This is a genomic window from Candidatus Poriferisodalis sp., assembly GCF_965214215.1.
GTDB lineage: Bacteria > Actinomycetota > Acidimicrobiia > Acidimicrobiales > Poriferisodalaceae > Poriferisodalis.
Map to the genome: position 1 here is coordinate 2,530,382 of NZ_CBDCBD010000003.1, position 18,804 is coordinate 2,549,185.

The following is an 18,804-nucleotide window of genomic DNA, read 5'->3' on the forward strand; positions in this document are numbered from 1 at the left end:
GACGATTTCGGCGAACGGCCCCGCTTGGGGCGCGTTGCGGTGGTGCGGCCCGCTCAAAGGCACCTCAGCGCAGCTTCGGCGCGCTCGGCCAGCGCCACGATGCTGCGGGGAAACTCGTGCACCTGCGGGGGGATATCGGGGATGGCGCCGCCCACGTAGCGCGCATGGACTCCTTCGAGAATGCAAGCCAGACGCCAGCTGCCGAATGCGAAGAACCAATTCATATCGCCGACATCCCGGCCGGTGAGTTCGCCATATGCGTTCGTCAATTGCTCGCGTGTCCAAAATCCCGCTGCTGCGGTGGCGTCGTGGCCCAGCGGGTTGAATCCGTCGTTGGCCTCCACCCAGTAGGCCAGCGAGAACCCGAAATCGGCCAACGGATCGCCGAGAGTTGAGATCTCCCAATCCAGTACAGCCGCCAGTTCGCCATCCGCCCCCGACAGGCAGTTGTCCAAGCGGTAGTCGCCGTGCACCAGCGTGGCCTCGATCTGAGGCGGGATCGACGCCACGAGCACATCGTGGACCCGTTCGATGATCGGCAGATCCCGCGACGTCATGGCGTTGAATTGGCGTCGCCATACGTGCAGCTGTCTGGCGACATAGTCGTTGGGGCGGCCCAGCGTGTCCAGGCCGGTGGCCTCCAAGTCGGTGCTGTGGATGGCGGCGTGCACCTCCACCAGCTGACGGCTGAGCGCTCCCCGAGCTTCGGGCGACAGCATCTCGGCGTCGGCCAATGACCGCAGCACGGTGCCCTCCACAAACCCAGTCACATAGAAGTCGGCGCCGTTCACGTCGGGATCGGTACACAGGCCCACGACCGGCGGCGTGGGGACCGGGGTGGGTTCCAGCGCAGCCAGGATTCGGTGCTCGCGCACCATGTCGTGTGCCCCTGCGAGCAGGTGGGCCAGCGGCGGGCGGCGCAGAACCCAGCGGCTGTCGGCAGCATCGGTGACGCGGTAGGTGAGGTTCGAGTGCCCGCCTGCGATGATCTCGAACCGCAGCGGCGGGTTCAGCTCGACGCGCTCGTCCATCCACGCGGTGACCGGCCCAGGATCAATGCCGGCAACCGGGACGCCCGCTTCAGAAACTGCATCAGACAACGTTGCTCCCTTCTGGGGTCGAGCCCTGCGGGGCACCATCATGGCCGCAGCCGTGCAGCGGTGCCCGAGAGCGAACAGAGCGATCGTCGTCGCGCCATGCCGGAGACCCAGCGAGATGGCAGCACCAATACGCTGCGCCGGTGCTGTATGTGACGATCTACGCAACGCAGTTCTTCGTCACAGCCTCGCTCGGCGTCGTCTTCGCCTATCTGGCGGACCTCCAGGACCGTTACGGCCTCAGCCACCTAGAACTCGGCATCGTCGCCGCTGCCGGATTCGCGGCCGGGTTGGCGTCGCAATTGCTGCTTTCGCCCCTGGTGGACCGTGGCCACCATCGCGCCGTCGCATGGATCTCAGTGCTGTCCGCGGTGGCGGGCTCGTTCGGATTCGTGTTCGCAACCGCCGCATGGTCGCTGACCGCGAGCCGGGCGCTGGCAGGCGTCAGTTTCGGGTTATTCGGGCTGGTCGCCCGAAAGGCCCTGATCGGGCGTGACATCACTGGCAGCGGCACCAAGGTGGGCGGTTTGCTGTCGTGTGCGGTGGCAGGGTTCATCAGCGGTCCTGCGATCGGCGCTGCGCTGAGCGGGATCTCCTTCGAAGCCCCGTTCCTGCTCACCGGAGCGCTGATGGCGGTGCTGGGCCCCTTCGCAGCGGTGCTGATCGCGAGATCGTCGATCGCTGCGGTGCCCGTGGACTACTCCGATCTCGGAGACTTGCTCCGGCGCCCACGGGTGCAGGCGGCCATCTTCGTGCACGTAGGTGTCTGGGGGCTGATCGGAGTCTTCGACGCAACCGTGGACAGGTACCTGACCGATGTCGGGCTCTCGTCGAACCAGTTGGCGATCGGCCTGCTCATTATCGGAGTCCCGCTCATATTGCTGCCGCCGTATACGGGAGCGCTCGCAGAGCGCCTTGGAGGTGGGCGGGTCGCTGTTCCCGCGCTCCTGCTGTTCGCGCCTGCGGTGGTGCTGTACGGATGGATAGGCGGCCTGGCGAGCTTCATTGTGATCGGAGTGATGGAAGCCGTCGGCGAGTCCTACAGCGTGATGGGCGCCCAGGTGCTGGTGCTCGAGGCCACCGGCGTCGAACGGGCCGCGATCGGAGGCGGAGTGCTCGAGGCAATCGGGCTGGCAGTCGCAGGTGCGGCCGCACTCGCCGGCCCGCCGCTGTACGGCCAGATCGGCTCGCGGTGGCTCTTCGGCGGCTGGGGTCTGGTCTGCTTCGCGCTCGCTGGCGCAGCGGCATTGAGATTGAAAGCAGCGAAAATTCCCCCAAAGGGAACGACACTGGCGCACTAAGTTCGCAGACATGCGGGCGCCGGACGCTGAGCGCTCAACAGACTGGCGTTCGGTAGCCACGGAGGCAGCCGGTTTCGCGCGGCGCGTCGGCGCAGTGCCCGTCCTCGTGCTGCTCGGCGTCGTCGGAGCGCTTGTTTCCGCAGGGTTCCTTGCGGGGGTCCGCCACGGCACGCCTGCGCCCATCGAGCTGCCGTTCGCGGCGGGCGAGGCGCCGCCGCCGGTCGCAACCACCGAGCCGTCGCTCTTGCAGGTACACCTCGCCGGCGCCGTCCGCCAGCCAGGGCTGTACCAGGTCGCCGCCAGCTATCGCGTCGGTGACCTCATCGACGCTGCCGGCGGCCTAGGGGCCGGCGCAGACCGCGCCGCAGTCAACCTCGCTGAACGGCTGCGTGACGGGCAGCAGATCTATGTGCCGGTGGTGGGCGAGCAACCCGCCGGCCCGACCCCGGGCGCGCTCGGGGGCGGCCAGATCGACGTCAACACGGCGACGGCGGCGCAACTCACCGAGCTTCCGGGCATCGGCCCGTCCTTGGCGGCGGCGATCGTCGCCTTCAGGTCCGAGCATGGGCCGTTTGCGACGCTCGACGCACTCGAGCAGGTGCCCGGGATCGGGCCATCCAAACTGTCCCAGCTGCGGTCCCATGCGACAGTCTGAGCCGCTCGGTGCGACCCGTTCGCCGCCGTGTGCTGCACCCCGCCGTTATCGGGGTCTCAGCACCGTGGCCGACCGGTGGATCATTGCGGGGGCCGTCGCCGCCGCAGCCGGCGCGCTGTGGGCGCCCCCGGTGGCGTGGTGGTGGGGCATCGTGGCGGGAACCGTCGGGATTGCGAGCCGTGCGCGGGCACTCATTCCGGCCGGCCTGCTGGTGCTTGCAGCCGCTGCCATGGGAGCCCAGCTCACGGAGTTGAACGCGGCTACCGGAGGGAGCTTCGACGGCGAGGTACTCGTGGTCGGCGATGCGCGGTGGCGTTCCGGTGCCCTGGTCGTGCCGTTCCGTGCAGCGCTCGATGGCTCCGAGCATCGCTGGGAGGGTTGGGCTCGGGGACCCGCCGCATGGAAGCTGGAAGACGCTGCCATGGGGGAGCGCTGGCGCCTGAACGTGACGGCGGAGCGAGCTGAGCCGGGCGAGCGGCCCTTCCTGTGGCCCAGACATCTCGTCGGGACGGCCCAGATCCACACGGCGCACCGTCTCGCTGGCGGTGCGGTGCCGTTCCGTGTCGCCAATTCGCTGCGGAACCTCGTCGAGACGTCGGGCAAATCGCTGTCGCCGCGGGACGCGGCGCTGCTCGCTGGCTTCGTGTACGGCGACGATCGGGGGCAGCTGCCCGAAGTGGTGCACGACTTCCGGGCGACGTCGCTCACTCACCTGCTCGCTGTGTCCGGTTCGAACGTGGCGTTCGTGCTGCTGTTGTTCGCGCCGTTGCTGGCCCGGCTGCGCCTCGGCGCCCGGCTCGGCGCCGTCGCTGTACTGCTCGCCCAGTTCGCCGTCCTGACCAGGGGCGAGCCCTCGGTGCTGCGGGCATGCGTGCTCGCCACGCTCGCCGTCGGCGCGCACGCCGTGGGCCGGCGCGCCTCGGCGCCGCGGCTGCTCGCGCTCGCGGTCATCGTGCTGCTGCTCGTCGATCCTCTGCTGGTCCGATCCGTCGGCTTCCAGCTGTCTGTCGCCGCGACTGCTGCCATCGTGATCGGCGCCCGCCCCCTCGCCAGCCTGCTGTGGGGTCCGCCTTGGCTGCGCCTGGCGCTTGCGGCGACGCTGAGCGCTCAGGTAGGAGTGCTGCCGGTGCAGCTTGCTGTGTTCGGCTCGCTGCCGCTCGTGAGCATCCCCGCCAACGTCCTTGCGGGACCGGTCGCAGGCCCGGCCATGGTCTGGGGCCTCGTCGCCGGATTGGCGGGCGGCGTCTCCGGCGACGCCGTGGCATCGATGTTGCATCTGCCGACAAAGCTGATGATGGGCTGGGTCGCGGGTGTGGCGCAATGGGGGGCGTCGGCGGGTTGGCCTCACATCGAGGCGGCTGAAGTCGGCCCGGCGATAGCAGTTGTCGGAATGTGCGCGGCCGGTGCATTCGTGCTGCGCAATCTTCCGGTCGCGTCTCGTGGCTTGGCCGTCACCGCAGCCGCCTTCGGGATCTGGCTGGTGGCCGGCACGCACCGCCCGCCGCTGCCGGGGGGACCCCAGATCTCGGTGCACAGCAGCGATCCCGTCGTCGTGGTCGTGGATCGTCCGGATCCGGCCCGGGCGCTGGGCCAGCTCGCCGCCGCGGGAATCGATCGCATCGACGTGCTCGTAGCACGCTCAGCCAGTCGTGCCGGGCGTGAGGCCGTGCGGGCTCTCGACACCCGCCACGACATAGCGCACGTCCTCGCACCCGCGGGCCTCGGAGGCGCCATCCCCTATGAGAGTGTGACCGAGCCTGTCGCCGTCGCGGGGCTCACGGTCGAGCCCGCTGCGGGGCGCCTGGCTGTCTCGGTGGAACTAGCGTCGGACGGGTGGCGGCAAGAACCGTGAGCCCGGTGGAATACAGGCCGGCCGCCGCTGCGGGAGCACGGCGCTGATGGCCGGCGGAACCGTGAGGCTCATCAGCGGCAGCGACGAGATTCTCTCGGCCGAAGCCGTGAGAAGTGCCGTCGCTGGCTTCGTCGGCGATGCCGCGCGGGCCGACGTGGTCGACGAGTACTCAGGCGATGAGTACACCCTCAACGATGTGGCCATCGCTGCATCGACGCCGCCGATGCTGGCCACCCACCGGGTGGTCGTGGCCCGGGGGCTCAGCCGCTTTGGCGCAGCCGAGCTCGTCCCGCTGATCGCCTGGTTGGATGATCCCTGCCCCACGACCGACCTCGTGCTCGAGTGGGACTCAGGCCGCGTGCCGCGCCCGCTCGTCGAAGCCGTCGAGGCCACGGGGGGCCAACGGGTCGCCTCAGATGTGCCCGGCGGGGCACGCAATCGCCGGACATGGCTCGAAGAGCGTTTAGCGGAGGCACCAGTGCAGCTCGACGTTCGAGCCCGCGCGGCCATCTCGGAGCATCTCGGCAACGAACTGGGCCGGCTCGGAGCAGTGCTCGAGACGCTGGAGGCCGTCTTCGGCAAAGGCGCCCGGCTTGATGCGGACGACGCGCTGCCATATCTCGGTGCCGAGGGCGATGTCCCTCCGTGGGAGCTGACCGATGCGATCGACCGTGGCAACGTCGGTGCGACCCTCGCCGTGCTTCAGCGCATGTGGGGCGCAGGCCGGCATCCCTTGGTGGTCACGGCGACGGTCTCGAACCACATCACCCGCATGGCTCGCCTCGACGGCGCTAATGCGGCGAACGAGAAGGAAGCCGCTGCGGTTCTCGGCCTGCGGGGTTCCACCTTTCCGGCCCGCAAGGCGCTCGACGCCTGCCGACGGCGCGGCAGCGACGGCATTGCGCGAGCCATCGAGCAGCTCGCCGCGGCAGACGTGGACATGCGCGGCAGATCCGGACTCGACGCCCGGTGTGTCGCTGAGATCCTCTGCGCTCGGCTCGCCGCCAGCGCCCGCTGATTGCTGGCCCAGAGCCAGCAGCCCAAACCCCCCAGCAGCCCAGACCCGGCCGATCAGGCGCTAGGCGCCGCTGGCCTGCATCGAGCGGGAGATGAGTCGGGACTTGCGCCGGCCTGCCTCGTTGCGGTGGATGACGCCCTTGGCGGCGGCCTTGTCGAGGCGCTTTTGCACAGCACGGATCAGCTCATCGGTGGGCTCGCCCGCCAGCGCAGCAGCCTGGACCGCCTTCTCGCGGGTTCGCAGCTCTGAGCGAATCGCGCGGTTACGGACTCGGCGTACCTCGTTCTGGCGATTGCGCTTGATCTGGCTCTTGATGTTTGCCACGAAAGCGTGCTCTCCGTCTCGAAACCGGCTCCGGAGGGTACCGTGCGGCCTGCGATGCCCCAAGTGCCCCCTGCGGCTGAGATCCCCAACGGCGGTGCCAGAACCGGATCGACCAGCGCTGCTTCCATTCGGAACTTCTCGATCATCGCCCACATCGACCACGGGAAATCGACGCTGTCGGATCGGATCCTGGAGTTGACGGGCGCCGTCGAGGAGCGTTCGATGCGCGCCCAGTACCTCGACTCGATGGAACTCGAGCGCGAGCGAGGCATCACCATCAAGGCCCAGAACGTCCGCGTGAGCTGGCGGGGCCACACGCTCCATCTCATCGACACACCGGGACACGTTGACTTTGGCTACGAGGTCAGCCGGTCGCTTGCGGCCTGCGAAGGCGTGGTGTTGCTCGTCGATGCAGCACAGGGAATCGAGGCGCAGACGCTGGCCAACTGCTATCTGGCCCTGGAGTCGGATCTCACCATCGTGCCAGTGCTCAACAAGATCGATCTCCCCGCCGCCGATCCGGACCTGTATGCATCGGAGATCGAACGCGTTTTGGGCATCGACGCGGGGGAGGTCCTGGCGATCTCCGCCAAGACCGGCGAGGGCGTGGAGGCGCTGCTCGATGCAATCACCGAACGGGTCCCCCCGCCGAACGGCGACCCCGATGCCCCGCTGCAGGCGCTGATCTTCGATTCCCACTTCGACCAATACCGGGGCGTCGTGTCGTCGATCCGCGTCATGAACGGTCGGTTGTGTGCAGGAGACCGGCTGCGCTTCATGCATGCCGGCGGCCAACATCTGTCCGAGGAGGTCGGGCTGCGCCTGCCCGCTGTGACGCCGACCGACGAGCTGGGTCCCGGCGAGGTCGGCTACCTCATCGCGGGCATCAAGGACGTGGCACGGGCGCGCTCAGGCGAGACAGTGACCTCCGCTGCGGCACCGGCGGATGTACCGCTGGCCGGCTACGACGACCCCAAGCCGATGGTCTTTTGCGGTCTGTATCCCGTTGACGGCGACGAGTACCCCGACCTGCGCGACGCGCTGGCGAAGCTGAGGCTCAACGACGCATCGGTGACCTTCGAGCCCGAGACCTCCGGTGCGTTGGGCTTCGGGTTCCGGTGCGGTTTCTTGGGCCTGTTGCACATGGAGATCGTGCGTGAACGGCTCGAGCGCGAGTTCGGGCTCTCGCTCATCGCGACGGCGCCGTCGGTGGCCTACCGGGTACGGACCGACGACGATCAGGAGGTCGAGGTCGACAACCCGTCAGACCTGCCGCCTGCCGGCCAGATCGGCGAGATTGCGGAACCGATGCTCAATGTGTCCGTGCTGACGCCGAGCGCCTACACCGGTGCCGTCATGGATCTGTGCCAGTCGCGCCGAGGCTCGATGACCTCCATGGACTACCTGTCGCCTGAACGCGTCGAACTGCGCTATGAGGTGCCGCTGGCCGAGGTGGTGACCGATTTCTTCGACCAGCTCAAGAGCCGCACGCAGGGATACGCGAGTCTCGACTACGACCATGCGGGCTATCGCGCTGAGCGCCTGGTGCGCGTCGACATATTGCTCAACGGCGAATCCGTCGATGCGTTCTCGGCGATCCGTCATCGCGACAGCGCGTACCCCTACGGCAAGGCCATCACGGCGAAACTGGCCGAACTCATCCCGCGCCAGCTCTTCGACGTGCCGATCCAGGCCGCCATCGGTGGGCGCATCATCGCCCGTGAGACGGTCAAGGCCAAGCGCAAGGACGTGCTGTCCAAGTGCTATGGCGGCGACATCACCCGCAAGCGCAAGCTGCTTGAGCGCCAGAAGGAAGGCAAGAAGCGGATGAAGGCCATCGGGCGCGTCGAGGTGCCCAACGAGGCCTTCGTCTCGGCACTGCGCCTCGACCAGTGAGTTACGCCCGCTGCGGAGGCGGCAGGGCCCTCTGCTCCCGCGATCCAGCAGGTCGCAACGTCGCAGAGTTCCCTGCCGCCTCCGCTGCTCTTCCCCCTGTTTGACGACGGGGTCGTCGGTAGCATCGGGCTATTGCGGGTACGGCCTTCGGAGGAGCGGCAAGGGAGCGATGGACGAGCGCAGAGCCACAGTGCTGCAGGCGGTAGTCGAGAACTTCATTGAGAGCGCGCAGCCAGTCGGATCGGCCGCGGTGCTCGACATGACCCGCCTCGATGTGTCGCCTGCGACCGTCCGCAATGATCTCGCAGCGCTCGAGGCAGGCGGCTACCTGATGCAGCCGCACACCAGCGCCGGACGTGTGCCGACTGAAGCGGGCTACCGCTACTTCGTGGACGGCCTCGGACCGGGTTCGCTGGATAACACGGGGGTCCGACAGGTGCGGGCGTTCTTCGCCCATGCCCAAGGGCAGCTCGAGGAACTGCTGTCCGACACCAGCCGGCTGCTGTCGGACCTGACCGAGTACGCGGCCATGGTCGTCGCCCCCCGGCACGATCGGGACAGCATCCGATCGGCCCAGCTGGTGGACCTCGGAGGCGGTCGGCTGCTGGTGGTACTGGTGATGTCGTCGGGCGTCGTGGAGCGCACCTACGTCGACGTGTACAACAACCGCGAACTCGCAGATGCGGCCCAGGGGCCCGCCGCAGGGGCGGCCTCCGCGATCCTGGCCGAGGCGCTCGTGGGGCGCACCCGGTCACAGCCGCCGCCGGTGCCTGAGACCGGCGATGCCGCAACCGATGCACTCGTGGCCGCGGCACTCGGGGCGCTGGCCGACGACCAGCCGCACCCCAGCGAGCTCTACGTGGGCGGGACGGCCAAGATGACCGAGCAGTTCGAAGCGGTGTCATCGCTCCGTTCGGTCCTGTCGGTTCTGGAAGAACAGCTGATGGTCGTCACGCTGCTGCGCAGCCTCGTGGATCGTGGGCTGAGCGTGGCCATCGGGTCCGAGACCGGGATGAAACCACTCGCGGAATGCTCGGTAGTCGTCGCACCCTACGAAGTCGACGGCCGCACGGTCGGCAGCGTCGGATTGCTGGGCCCGACGCGGATGGACTACTCCAAGGCGCTCGCGGCAGTGCACGCAGTGAGTCGGCGACTGTCAGCCTCGCTCGGAGACGGTGACGGCGCGCACGTTCTGGCCGGCATGTCGCGATCGACCCCGCAGTAGACCCGACACCGATGCCCGCCGACTATTACGAGCTGCTCGGCGTGAGCAGCGACGTCACCGAGAACGATCTCAAGCGTGCGTACCGGCGCAAAGCCCGTGAGCACCACCCAGATGCGAACCCCGGTGACGCCGGCGCTGAGGCTCGTTTCAAGGAGATCAGCGAGGCCTATGCCGTGCTGGCCGACCCGGAGGCACGAGCCAGGTACGACCGCTTCGGCCATGAGGGCCTGCGCGGCGGGATGGGCGGCCCGGCGTTCGACTTCGACCTCAGCGACATCTTCGAGTCATTCTTCGGCGGCAATCCGTTCGGCGGTGGCCGCTCCCGCCGCCGGTCGGGACCGCCGCGGGGCGACGACCACGAGACCGTCGTCGACCTCGATTTTGACGAGGCGGTCTTCGGGGTCGACCGGCCGATCGAGGTACGAGTACTGGTGTCGTGCGCCGATTGCGATGGCTCAGGCGCGGCCGAGGGCACATCGCCGACGATATGCAGCGCGTGCGAGGGATTGGGACAAGTCCGCCAGGTGCGTCAGAGCCTCCTGGGCCAGATGGTCACCGCTGCGCCATGCGCCCGCTGCCGCGGGATCGGCGAGGAGATCGCCGACCCGTGCCGGTCGTGCCGGGGCGAAGGTCGCCAGCCCGAGCAGGTGTCGCTGGTTGTGCGGGTGCCGCCCGGCGTCGATTCGGGCGCCACGCTCCGGCTGGGCGGCCGTGGATCGGCGGGGCCGCGCGGCGGGCCTGCGGGCGACCTGTACGTCCACTTGCGTGTCGCCGAATCCGACGTCTTCGTCCGCCAAGGCGACAGCCTGGTGGCGGAGCTGCCAGTGACGATGCTGCAAGCAGCCCTCGGCGCGAGCGTGCCGTTCAATACGTTGGACGGACTGCAGGAACTCGTGGTGAAGGCGGGCACCCAACCGAACGACACGATTCGCTTGAGCGGGCTCGGCGTGCCACGAGCCAACGGGCGCGGTCGCGGCGACTTGCACGTTGTGGTGCGCGTGGACATACCCAAGAAGCTCTCGAAATCCGAAGCGGCAAAGCTTCGGGAAGTCGCGAGCGAACGAGGCGAGCAGGTGGAAGGCGGCACCGCCCCCAACCGCGCTGAGGGGAGTCGCGATGACCTCGACGGTCAGGAGTCGCCGCAGCGTCGTCGGAAACGGCGCCAGAGGCAGTGAGATGCCCGACGACCGGCGGACCGTCGATGCGCTTGTCGGCGAACGGCTGCGGGCGGTGCGAAAACAGCGGCGCATGACGCTCGGCGAGGTCGAGGTGGTGTCACGCGGCGAGTTCCGCACGTCAGTGCTGGGGGCCTACGAGCGCGGCGAGCGGAGCGTGGCCGTGAAGCGTCTGTTGCGATTGGCGGAGCTGTACGGCGTGCCGCCCGCCGAACTGCTGCCGAGCGGCGGCCGGGACGGCAGCCAGAGCCAACCGGCATCGCAGCGCTACCCGCCCAATTCAGTGCTGTGACCGACACCGGCGGCGCCTCGCCCTTCTTCGGCGTCTATTGCCATATCCCGTTCTGCACGCATCGGTGCGATTACTGCGCGTTTGCAACCTGGACGGATCGCGAGCACCTCATCGGCGACTACATGGCCAGCTGCCGCCGTCAGGCTCGCGAGCTGGCGGCGGAGCTTCCGGCGGTGACGTCGGTGTTCTTCGGCGGCGGCACGCCGAATCTGGTGGCGCCCGAGCTGCTGGGAGAGGTGCTGGCGGAGCTCCCGCTGGCGGCCGGAGCCGAGATCACGGTGGAATGCAATCCAGACCTCGTCACTGCCGAACAGATGCAGTCCTATCGGGCGCTGGGTGTGAGCCGCATCAGCCTGGGCGTGCAATCGATGCATTCTGGCGTGCTGGACGCGCTGGGCCGTAGACACGACCCTGAGATGGTGGCTGCATCGGTTGATGCGGTCCGGCGGGCGGGCATCGGTCAGCTCAACCTGGATTTGATCTATGGCTCGCGCGCCGAATCGGCATCCGATTGGGAGCACACGCTGGTGCGCGCCATCGACTTCGAGCCTGATCATCTGAGCGTGTACGGGTTGACCCCAGAGGCTGGCACCGCGCTCGGAGATGATCCGTCCCGCCATCCCGACGACGACGACATGGCCGACAAGTACCTGCTCACCGATGTGCTGCTGGGACGCGCGGGCTACGAGGCCTACGAGATTTCCAACTGGTCTCGCCCGGGAGCGCAATGCCGGCACAACCAGCTGTATTGGCGGCAGGGCTCCTATGCAGGCGTCGGGTGTGCCGCGCACAGTCACCGTGACGGTCGCCGTTACTGGAGTGTTCGCACCCCCGAGCGGTTCATAGCGGCAATCTCGAGCGGGACGTCCCCCGTTGCCGGCAGCGAGGAGCTGGGCCCCGACGAGCGTCGCCTCGAAGCGTTGCAGCTCGCGCTGCGCACCTCCGACGGTGTCCCCGCCGGCGCGCTGCCCCACGACGTGGGACACCTGCTCGAACCCGCTGGGGAAGGCCGGCTCAAGCTGACCGCTCGTGGGCGTCTGCTCGCCAACGAGGTGGCCGTCCGGCTGGGGCTGCCGTCAGCGTGCTAGCGCTGGGCGGTGTCGGGCGGCTGCGCGCTCGCGGGCGCCGGCCGGTGCGGCGGCAGTGTCACGTTCAGTTCGCCGTAGTGGATGACCAGCGCGTCGCAGGGGAACTGCAGCGCCTCGCCCCCGGCGGCGTCTGGTTCGGGTCTGGCCCTAGACACTGAACTGGCTGCGCGCGGCACGTGGGCGACTCGCACAGGCACGACCGGGCCGTCGGTGCCGGACTCTGTGCCGTAGAACTCGACCTCTCCTGTGGTTGAGCTCACGACCGCCAATGTCGAATGGCCGTCGCAGTCCCAGTCGCCGGTGGCCACCAGGTCACCGGAAGATCCAACCATTGCCTCAGCGTCGGGAAGAGGCACTGCTGCGGTGCTGTAGAGCAGCGTTGCGCCCTCGGTCACTGGCGTCAACAGTGCGTCGGAGGCGTCGAGAGGTGCTGACGGGTCGGGGAGATCAGCGCCATGGACCGTCGAGTCATCGGGCCCGACGGGAGCGATGCTGGGCGACGATGCGCCCGCAGCGGCGCTGGTCGTTGCGACCAAGTGCGGCAGCCGGCTGGTCGATTCGGTCTCCGGGCCGCCGCCTGCCAGTGCGCGCCAACCGGCGATCGCAGCGACGGTCAGCGTCACCGCCAGCACTGCGCCCGAGGCGATCCGGCGCCGGTCTGGCGTCGATGCGAGCGCGCGTGACGCTTGCGATGATGCGGGACCGGCGCCGTCTGACGGCTCGGGACCGGGTGCTTGTGCACGCAGCCGCTCGCGAAGGCCGTGGGTGTCGTGCGCAGCGATCACGCCGAACCCTCGAGCGAGTCCGACTCCGTCGATGGCCTCGGGGTGGGTGCGTCCCGCGGTGTCGCGCAGGTGTTGCAGGCGGGCGAGCCACGTCGACAGCGGCTTGCCGTCGCGTGGAGCGATCGTCGCTGCGGAGGTGAGGCTCTCGCAGGCGCGGAGCGCTTCTGTGATCCAGTGGCGCTCGCCGGCCTCGGTTGCCGTGCGTTCTGCCCGTGTGAGCTCCGAGGCGGCAAGGGCCGCGAGGGCCGCGAGATCCGAGCCTGGCAGATGCTGCAGGTCGTCGGCTGGGCCCGTCGCCTCTCCGAAGCCGCAGAGAACTGGCCGATGCGATGGGGCCACCAGCACGTGATCGCCGCGCAGTGCGCCATGGCGGATGCCGCGAGCATGCAGCTCTTCCAGCGTCGTGCCGAGCTCGATGAGCAATGCGAGCGTGTCCCGGGGGCTGAGCGGCGGCAATTCGGCGAGCGTCGGGGCTTCGAGGTAGCGCAGTCGCATTTCGCAGCGATCGTCGAACTCGTCGAGACCGATGAAATCGACGACCCCCGCCATGTGCGCTGCGGCGATCACCTGAGCCTCATGACGCAAACGCTGCCGCTCGGCTCCGTCGGCGTGCTTGATCAGCACTGCACTTCCGGAGGGGTCTTCGCGGACAGTCGGACTTCTGAGCATCATCAAAAGGTATAGAACATACTGACAAATAGCTAAACAATATGAACACGTGCGCAGTGGTACCGTCGCGCCCTCAACCAGAGAGCCGGGCGCGCCCGACGGCCTCAGCAGACACGGGACGGCTTGAACGCCCATTGACGTTCCCGATCAAGCCGATGACCCGTCGGGCCGAACCTGAGACCGAGACCCGCACAGCCGACGGACCCGCTGCGGTGATCGCCACCGAGACCGATCCAGGCTCGAATATGGCAGACAGCCGCTCCTGCGTCATTCGCTGGCTCCCCGCAGTGAGCTGGCGCAGTCGGGAGGCATCCACACGGTAGATCCCATGGTGACGAAGAGCGGCTTCATCGAGCGCGAGCGAGACCAGGTCGTTGGCGAGCGAGGACGCTGCTGCAGTTGCTTCGCGCTGGGCCAGAAACACGGCCGCGCTGTCAACGGTGATGCCAGCCAGCAGGACCACGATCAGCACACCGACCGGCACGAGCAGCAGCGCTGAGCCTCGCTCGACGTCACCGGCTTGGGTCGTCTGCGACCCGGAGGGCGCAGCGATTGCGGGTGGCGCCGGCCTAGCGCGCACAGGGAGCACTCCCGCTGAGTCCGTGCCGGAATGGATCGACGATCTCGCTGGCGCGTGCACGGACCGTCAGCGGCGACCAGCCGCCTCGCAGCAACGCCAGGCGCGGGACCTCCTGAGTCGCCTCAAAGGTCACCCGTTCACAGCGCCGCAGCCGGGTCGAACCGACCGGTTGCACAAGCGCCTCGCCCCCGAGCCAGTATCCGGACATGGCCTGCGTGCCTGCCGCGATCGCGGCATCGGTGGCATCCGCGGAGCGCTGCCCGCCATATTCGACAAAGGACCGTGCGGCCTCCCGGACACCGGCGACCGCAGCGATTTTGGCGTCCAGCGCTGCCCATGCCTGCGCGAACAACAGCGTCCCTCCGACAAAGACGAGCACGATAAACGGCAGAACCTCGGCCCCGACCACGCCGGCGGAGTCACGCTGAGGGCATCTCACGGCGTTCTCGGTTCACGGGAGACTGGCGAAGCGCGCCAGCTCGCGCCGCACCTCGAAGCGGCGCTCGATACTGCGCCGTCCGATGAGCGATGAGGCATCTATGAGCAGCGTCGGCGGCCGCGCCGAGAGCTCCAAGGCCACGATCTCGCGATTCGAACTCCAGTTGAGCCGTTCGATGCTGACTGCGGGCCCGATGCGCGACCGCAGCCAGCGTTCGGCATCGACGATCGCTGCAGAGCCGCCGCCCCCGAACGCTGCGCGCCGGGTGGCGTCATGGCCCACCGCAGTCACGAGCGAAGCGCTGTAGAAGTGCATGGCGACCTGGACTGCGAGCATCAGGAACGTCAGGAACGCCAGGATTCCCCACGGCAGCGCGACGAGACCGGCGCCGCTCTGATCGCGGCGCAACTTCACTTGCCGATCTTTGCGATCTCGGAATTGGTGGTCTCCTCCGCGTTCTCCCAGAGCGCCTTGAAGCCGACCCACATGAGGGCGCCGAGCGATGCGATGATCAGCACGGCTATGGCCGCGGAGATGACTCCTTCGCCTCGCTCGTTGCGTCTCGCGCCGTGCCGCAGCGCTCGCCCGATGGTGGGGGACCGCCATCGGGCCAGTGTCGCGACGCCGCCGCTGGCTGTGACTGCGCTGAGTGCGGCGACGGAGATCTCGAGCGCGGCGGCCCCAACGGTGCCGAGGACGGCAAGAACTGTTGAGAGGGATGCGATGTCCATGGGGTTGTCCTTTCGGTGAATACAGATCGTGGGAGGGGAAGTGTCGTTGAGCCCGGCGCCGACGGATGGGCGGCTCACAGCGCCACGTATCCGCTGAGCGCATCGCTGAACGGGATGGCCAGAAGGACGCTCCCAGGCACGAGCGCAGCGACGGTGACAGGTATCCACACCTGCTCGTTGCGGCGCTCGATGTGGGCGATGAGGCGCCGGTGGGCTTCCATACGGGAGGAGCGGGCCTCGTCGGAGACCAATGCGGCGATGTCTGTCGTGTCCTCGTGCAAGGTCAGCACGCCGACGAATCTGCGGATTTCCGCCGATCCGGCGTCGTCGGCCCATTCGGCCAGCGCCACCTCGACGGTGGTGCCGCCGGCGACCCGGGCGCCGACGCGCGCCAATCCCTCGGCGCAGATCCCCAGGCCGCGACGCGAAGCGGCATCAAGCGCGCCGCTCAGCGACATGCCGCTCGCGAGCAGCATGCCGATCTGCTCGGCAACGATCGGCAGCTCCTCGGTGATCTGGGTGCGCCGCCCAGCAATCTGCCTCTCGAGGCTGTGCTCGGTTGCGCCGGATACGGCGACGGCTGCGGCCAGCGCGCCGGCGAACACGAGCGGCAGGCCCATGCCCGCGACACTGAGCACTCCGCCGGCGGCGACGAGCCCTGCTGCTGCGCCGCCCACCTGCCGTGCGCGGAATTCGGACGGGGATCGCGAGCTGCCGGCTCGCCTCAGCCGGGCTGCAAGGTCGGCATCGGCGTTGGCGAGTGCGGCGATGCGCTGAGCGAATACCCCGGAGGCGGTCACTGCACGAACACCCGCTGCCGCAGCGGGACCGCCATGATCCGACCCGCCCACAACCAGCAGCCGGCCACAGCGAGCACGCTGAGCATTACCAGAAGCTGACCGTCAGGTGAGGCGTAGGCCTGCCTGCCGCTTCCGATGCTCAGGCCGATGACGCTCATGAATGCCGGGACCAACGCGACGAAGCTGCGCGCGAATCGGGCGCCGGCCTGCTTGGCCCGAGCGTCCGAACGCGCTGCGGCCTCGGCCTGAGCCGCTTCGGCCAGGGCGCGCAGGCGAACATCGACGCGCACGCCGCCGATCTGGTGCGCAGCAAGCAGCGTCTCACATACTGCGTCCGCGGTCGGGTCCGCGAGCGATGCCTTGAGGACGCGCAGCGACGCTTCGAAGTCGGTGCTCAACGACCACGTGCGGGCCGCTTCGGAGAACGCCAGGCGCATCTCCGGTGGTGCGTGGGCGCCGGCTGCAAAGAGCGCGGCGGGGATCGACTGGCCCCGGTGAGCAACCCCGACACGGATCTCCGCGAGCAGTCGGGGCCATGCCTGCCAGGAGTTCGCGGTGCGCTGGCGGCGCCGCTGTGATGCAGCACAGGGCGGGATCGCCGCACTGAACAGTGCGACCAGGGCCGGCGCGGCGATGCCGCCGAAGAGCGTCCAGGCGCCTGCCCCGCCCGCAGCCGCCGCGACAGCGCCAGCCAGCGTGCTGGCGACCACGCGTGAGGTTGGCCGTGGCGCTGTCAGCGGTGCGGGGGGCTTCGACGACACCAGCCGCCTGAGCGTCTTCGAGGCATCGCCGTCGGGCGTCGCGAGCAGCCAGACGCCCAGCGCGCCCGCGCCGATGAACAGCACACCGGTCATGTCGGCGTGACCGGTCGGGCGGCGAGGTCCGGTGTCGCGACGCCGGCGTAGGACATCCGTGAGGCAACGCGCGCAGAGACACTCTGCGTCCGCACCGGAGACTCGCTCCCAGGGGTGGGTGCGAACAGCGTCGTCGTTTCGAACGCAGCGTGGTGGCCAATGCCGGCCAGCTCCTCGACGGCCACCACCTCGGTGACGCGCACCCCGTCGGGACCTCGCCGCAGATGCACGACGATGTCGATCGATTCGGCCACGAGCTGGGTGATCGCCGCGATGGGCATCTCGCGAATTTCAGGCGCGAGCTGGCAGATGAGCCGCAACCGGCCGAGCGCTTGGCGCGCGGAACCCGCGTGAATCGTCGCGAAGCCGGTGACGCCGCTCGACAGCGTCAGCAGCAGGGGGACCGCCTCGCGGTCTCGCACTTCGCCCACGATGGCCACGTCGGGTGCCATCCGCAAGAAGCCAGCCACCAGGCGCCGCAAGTCGACGGGCGCTCGCTCGGTGCGACCCGGTCGAGTCTGCATGGCGGCAACGTTGGGCAGCGGGATGTCGAGTTCGAACACTTCCTCTGCGGTCACGACTCGCAGGTGCGGTTCGAGCTCTGCTGCGCAGCATCCCAGCAGCGTGGTCTTGCCGCTGCCTGGAGCGCCGGCGAACAGGATCGAGAGCCGGGCGCGTACTGCGGCACGCAGAAAATCGCGGATCTCGCGGGTCAGCGTCCCGACTGCTGCGAGATCACTCAAGCTCGAGAACGCGATGCCGGTGAACTTGCGGATGTTGAAGACCAGATGCCCGCCGCGGCCGATGTCGGGATGGACGATGTGCAGGCGGGCGCCGTTGTCGAGCTGGGCGTCCTGGAGTCCTTCACTGGGGTCCAGCTTGCGATGGGAGGCTGTCGCGTCGTCGATGATTCTCGTCAGCGTGCGCCGGACGTGCTCGTCGTCGTGGAACGACTCGTCATGGTCAGTGCACTGGCCATGGTGCCGCTTGACGAAAATCTCGTCAGGGGCGTTGACCATGATCTCCCACACGTCGGCGTCGGCCAGCAGCGTTTCGAGAGGTCCGTAGCCGAGCAGGTCGCGCCGGATCCGGTCGGCAACGGCGTCAGCGTCAGTCACCGCGTGGCGGTGCGTGCCGCCCTTGAAGCCGAGGTTCCAACGCCGGATCTCCTCGTGGGCGAGTGCGGTGATCGCACGGTCTGCGCCGGGGGTGCGCGGGTCCAATCCGCTGCGACGTGCGCGTTCAGAAACCGAGCGCTCGATCTCCGCAAGTGGCGCCGAGTCGATCATGACGTGACCGGTGGCGATGTTCCCCACGCCCGGATCAAGGTGATGGCGCCGGCATTCGCCGCTGCGGCCACCGAGACGGCGCCGGCTCGGTCGGGCACCTGCAGGGTGACGGTCATCGTGTCTGCGACATGGTCGACGCTTGAGGGGTCGTCGACATCAAGCACGACGGCGTCGGTGGCCACGACCGTTGCGCTGTGTGGGGACGGGTGCCCCGACACGACGAGGTCGACTCGCTCGCCGACGGCCACCAGGCCGTTGAGGGCACGGGGACGATCGAGCTCGACGGAGATGGCATAGCCCGCATGGCGACCGGAGATTGACTGCGGCGAGCCGATGTCGCCACGAGTCAGCAATTCGCCGGCATGTACGGCCTCGACCACGAGACTGCCGACAACATCTTCACCAGCAGCGAAGACGGTGGCTTCCACCTCGGTCGGCAGGCGAATCGACACCATGGCGACGTCGGCCGCTTTGATCACCCTGCCCGGAGCGAGCCGTGACCGCGCGACCGCGAAGCGGGTCTCGGGCTCAGCCGCTGCCTGCTCAAATGCCCACCACAGCCCGAGCGCTGCGATGCTGCACAGCAGGACGCCGGCGATGACTCGCGGGTGCAGTGATGTACGTGCAGCGCCAGGTTGACGGGCTGTGGCCGACACCGGCGGCATGGGTCGGCCATCAGGTGACAACGGCGGGTCGGGGGGCACGCCAGGGACTTAACCATGTTTATATGAAAG

20 protein-coding genes are annotated in these 18,804 nt (G+C 68.6%); 9 read left to right on the forward strand and 11 right to left on the reverse strand.

Translation table 11 applies throughout. The annotated features are described in order from the left end of the window. Positions 1 to 53 precede the first annotated feature (53 nt). Positions 54 to 1,100, reverse strand: a complete 1,047-nt coding sequence (locus ACOOF5_RS13680) for a phosphotransferase family protein (RefSeq protein ID WP_420440055.1) — start codon at positions 1,098 to 1,100, stop codon at positions 54 to 56. A 140-nt stretch (positions 1,101 to 1,240) separates the two neighbouring features. Here ACOOF5_RS13680 and ACOOF5_RS13685 point away from each other — a divergent pair, with 140 nt between their 5' ends. From ACOOF5_RS13685 to holA, 4 genes are read left to right on the forward strand one after another with little or no spacing between them, the layout of a single operon-like run. Further along, on the forward strand, positions 1,241 to 2,398 hold the full coding sequence (locus ACOOF5_RS13685; RefSeq protein ID WP_420440057.1) for an MFS transporter: 1,158 nt from the start codon (positions 1,241 to 1,243) through the stop codon (positions 2,396 to 2,398). A 10-nt stretch (positions 2,399 to 2,408) separates the two neighbouring features. Beyond that, positions 2,409 to 3,053 (forward strand): ComEA family DNA-binding protein, encoded by a 645-nt coding sequence (locus ACOOF5_RS13690; protein ID WP_420440059.1) that lies wholly within the window; start codon positions 2,409 to 2,411, stop codon positions 3,051 to 3,053. After that, a complete protein-coding gene (locus ACOOF5_RS13695; protein WP_420440061.1) occupies positions 3,040 to 4,905 on the forward strand; it encodes a ComEC/Rec2 family competence protein in 1,866 nt (621 codons plus the stop codon). The genes ACOOF5_RS13690 and ACOOF5_RS13695 overlap by 14 nt, the downstream gene beginning before the upstream one ends. A 46-nt stretch (positions 4,906 to 4,951) precedes the next feature. Beyond that, positions 4,952 to 5,923 carry a DNA polymerase III subunit delta gene (holA, locus tag ACOOF5_RS13700; RefSeq protein WP_420440063.1) on the forward strand — a complete coding sequence of 324 codons (972 nt, stop codon included), beginning with the start codon at positions 4,952 to 4,954 and terminating at the stop codon, positions 5,921 to 5,923. Between the two features lie 60 nt (positions 5,924 to 5,983). Here the strand turns inward: holA and rpsT are convergent, their stop codons facing one another. Then, the gene (gene rpsT / locus ACOOF5_RS13705) at positions 5,984 to 6,247 is read right to left on the reverse strand and encodes a 30S ribosomal protein S20 (RefSeq protein WP_420440065.1); all 264 of its coding nucleotides are present in this window, start codon (positions 6,245 to 6,247) and stop codon (positions 5,984 to 5,986) included. 54 nt (positions 6,248 to 6,301) lie between these two features. On the opposite strand from rpsT, the gene lepA reads away from it, so the two are divergent. The 5 genes from lepA to hemW all read left to right on the forward strand — a co-directional run bounded on the left by lepA (position 6,302) and on the right by hemW (position 11,923). After that, positions 6,302 to 8,143: a translation elongation factor 4 gene (lepA, locus tag ACOOF5_RS13710; RefSeq protein ID WP_420440067.1), complete on the forward strand. Its 1,842-nt coding sequence runs from the start codon at positions 6,302 to 6,304 to the stop codon at positions 8,141 to 8,143. A gap of 169 nt (positions 8,144 to 8,312) precedes the next feature. Next, the gene (hrcA, locus tag ACOOF5_RS13715; protein WP_420440069.1) at positions 8,313 to 9,368 is read left to right on the forward strand and encodes a heat-inducible transcriptional repressor HrcA; all 1,056 of its coding nucleotides are present in this window, start codon (positions 8,313 to 8,315) and stop codon (positions 9,366 to 9,368) included. An 11-nt stretch (positions 9,369 to 9,379) separates the two neighbouring features. Next, positions 9,380 to 10,543 carry a molecular chaperone DnaJ gene (gene dnaJ / locus ACOOF5_RS13720; RefSeq protein WP_420440071.1) on the forward strand — a complete coding sequence of 388 codons (1,164 nt, stop codon included), beginning with the start codon at positions 9,380 to 9,382 and terminating at the stop codon, positions 10,541 to 10,543. A 1-nt stretch (position 10,544) separates the two neighbouring features. After that, entirely contained in the window at positions 10,545 to 10,835 is a 291-nt protein-coding gene (locus tag ACOOF5_RS13725) for a helix-turn-helix domain-containing protein (RefSeq protein ID WP_420440073.1), read from the forward strand. After that, positions 10,832 to 11,923 (forward strand): radical SAM family heme chaperone HemW, encoded by a 1,092-nt coding sequence (gene hemW / locus ACOOF5_RS13730; protein WP_420440075.1) that lies wholly within the window; start codon positions 10,832 to 10,834, stop codon positions 11,921 to 11,923. Before ACOOF5_RS13725 ends, hemW begins: the two co-directional genes overlap by 4 nt. Here the strand turns inward: hemW and ACOOF5_RS13735 are convergent. From ACOOF5_RS13735 to ACOOF5_RS13775, 9 genes are all read right to left on the reverse strand, one after another. Beyond that, on the reverse strand, positions 11,920 to 13,377 hold the full coding sequence (locus tag ACOOF5_RS13735) for a hypothetical protein (protein WP_420440077.1): 1,458 nt from the start codon (positions 13,375 to 13,377) through the stop codon (positions 11,920 to 11,922). The two genes, hemW and ACOOF5_RS13735, sit on opposite strands and share 4 nt — an antisense overlap. A gap of 73 nt (positions 13,378 to 13,450) precedes the next feature. After that, positions 13,451 to 13,957, reverse strand: a complete 507-nt coding sequence (locus tag ACOOF5_RS13740; protein ID WP_420440079.1) for a hypothetical protein — start codon at positions 13,955 to 13,957, stop codon at positions 13,451 to 13,453. Continuing rightward, positions 13,947 to 14,396, reverse strand: a complete 450-nt coding sequence (locus ACOOF5_RS13745) for a hypothetical protein (RefSeq protein ID WP_420440081.1) — start codon at positions 14,394 to 14,396, stop codon at positions 13,947 to 13,949. The genes ACOOF5_RS13740 and ACOOF5_RS13745 overlap by 11 nt, the downstream gene beginning before the upstream one ends. A 12-nt stretch (positions 14,397 to 14,408) precedes the next feature. Next, complete coding sequence (locus tag ACOOF5_RS13750; protein WP_420440083.1) at positions 14,409 to 14,810, reverse strand: hypothetical protein; 402 nt, start codon at positions 14,808 to 14,810, stop codon at positions 14,409 to 14,411. Next, entirely contained in the window at positions 14,807 to 15,127 is a 321-nt protein-coding gene (locus tag ACOOF5_RS13755; protein WP_420440085.1) for a hypothetical protein, read from the reverse strand. Before ACOOF5_RS13755 ends, ACOOF5_RS13750 begins: the two co-directional genes overlap by 4 nt. 74 nt (positions 15,128 to 15,201) lie before the next feature. Then, positions 15,202 to 15,927, reverse strand: a complete 726-nt coding sequence (locus ACOOF5_RS13760) for a type II secretion system F family protein (RefSeq protein WP_420440087.1) — start codon at positions 15,925 to 15,927, stop codon at positions 15,202 to 15,204. Continuing rightward, positions 15,924 to 16,781 (reverse strand): type II secretion system F family protein, encoded by an 858-nt coding sequence (locus tag ACOOF5_RS13765; RefSeq protein WP_420440088.1) that lies wholly within the window; start codon positions 16,779 to 16,781, stop codon positions 15,924 to 15,926. Before ACOOF5_RS13765 ends, ACOOF5_RS13760 begins: the two co-directional genes overlap by 4 nt. Further along, complete coding sequence (locus tag ACOOF5_RS13770; RefSeq protein ID WP_420440090.1) at positions 16,778 to 18,097, reverse strand: CpaF family protein; 1,320 nt, start codon at positions 18,095 to 18,097, stop codon at positions 16,778 to 16,780. The genes ACOOF5_RS13765 and ACOOF5_RS13770 overlap by 4 nt, the downstream gene beginning before the upstream one ends. After that, positions 18,067 to 18,726 (reverse strand): SAF domain-containing protein, encoded by a 660-nt coding sequence (locus ACOOF5_RS13775; RefSeq protein ID WP_420440092.1) that lies wholly within the window; start codon positions 18,724 to 18,726, stop codon positions 18,067 to 18,069. The genes ACOOF5_RS13770 and ACOOF5_RS13775 overlap by 31 nt, the downstream gene beginning before the upstream one ends. Positions 18,727 to 18,804 lie beyond the last annotated feature (78 nt).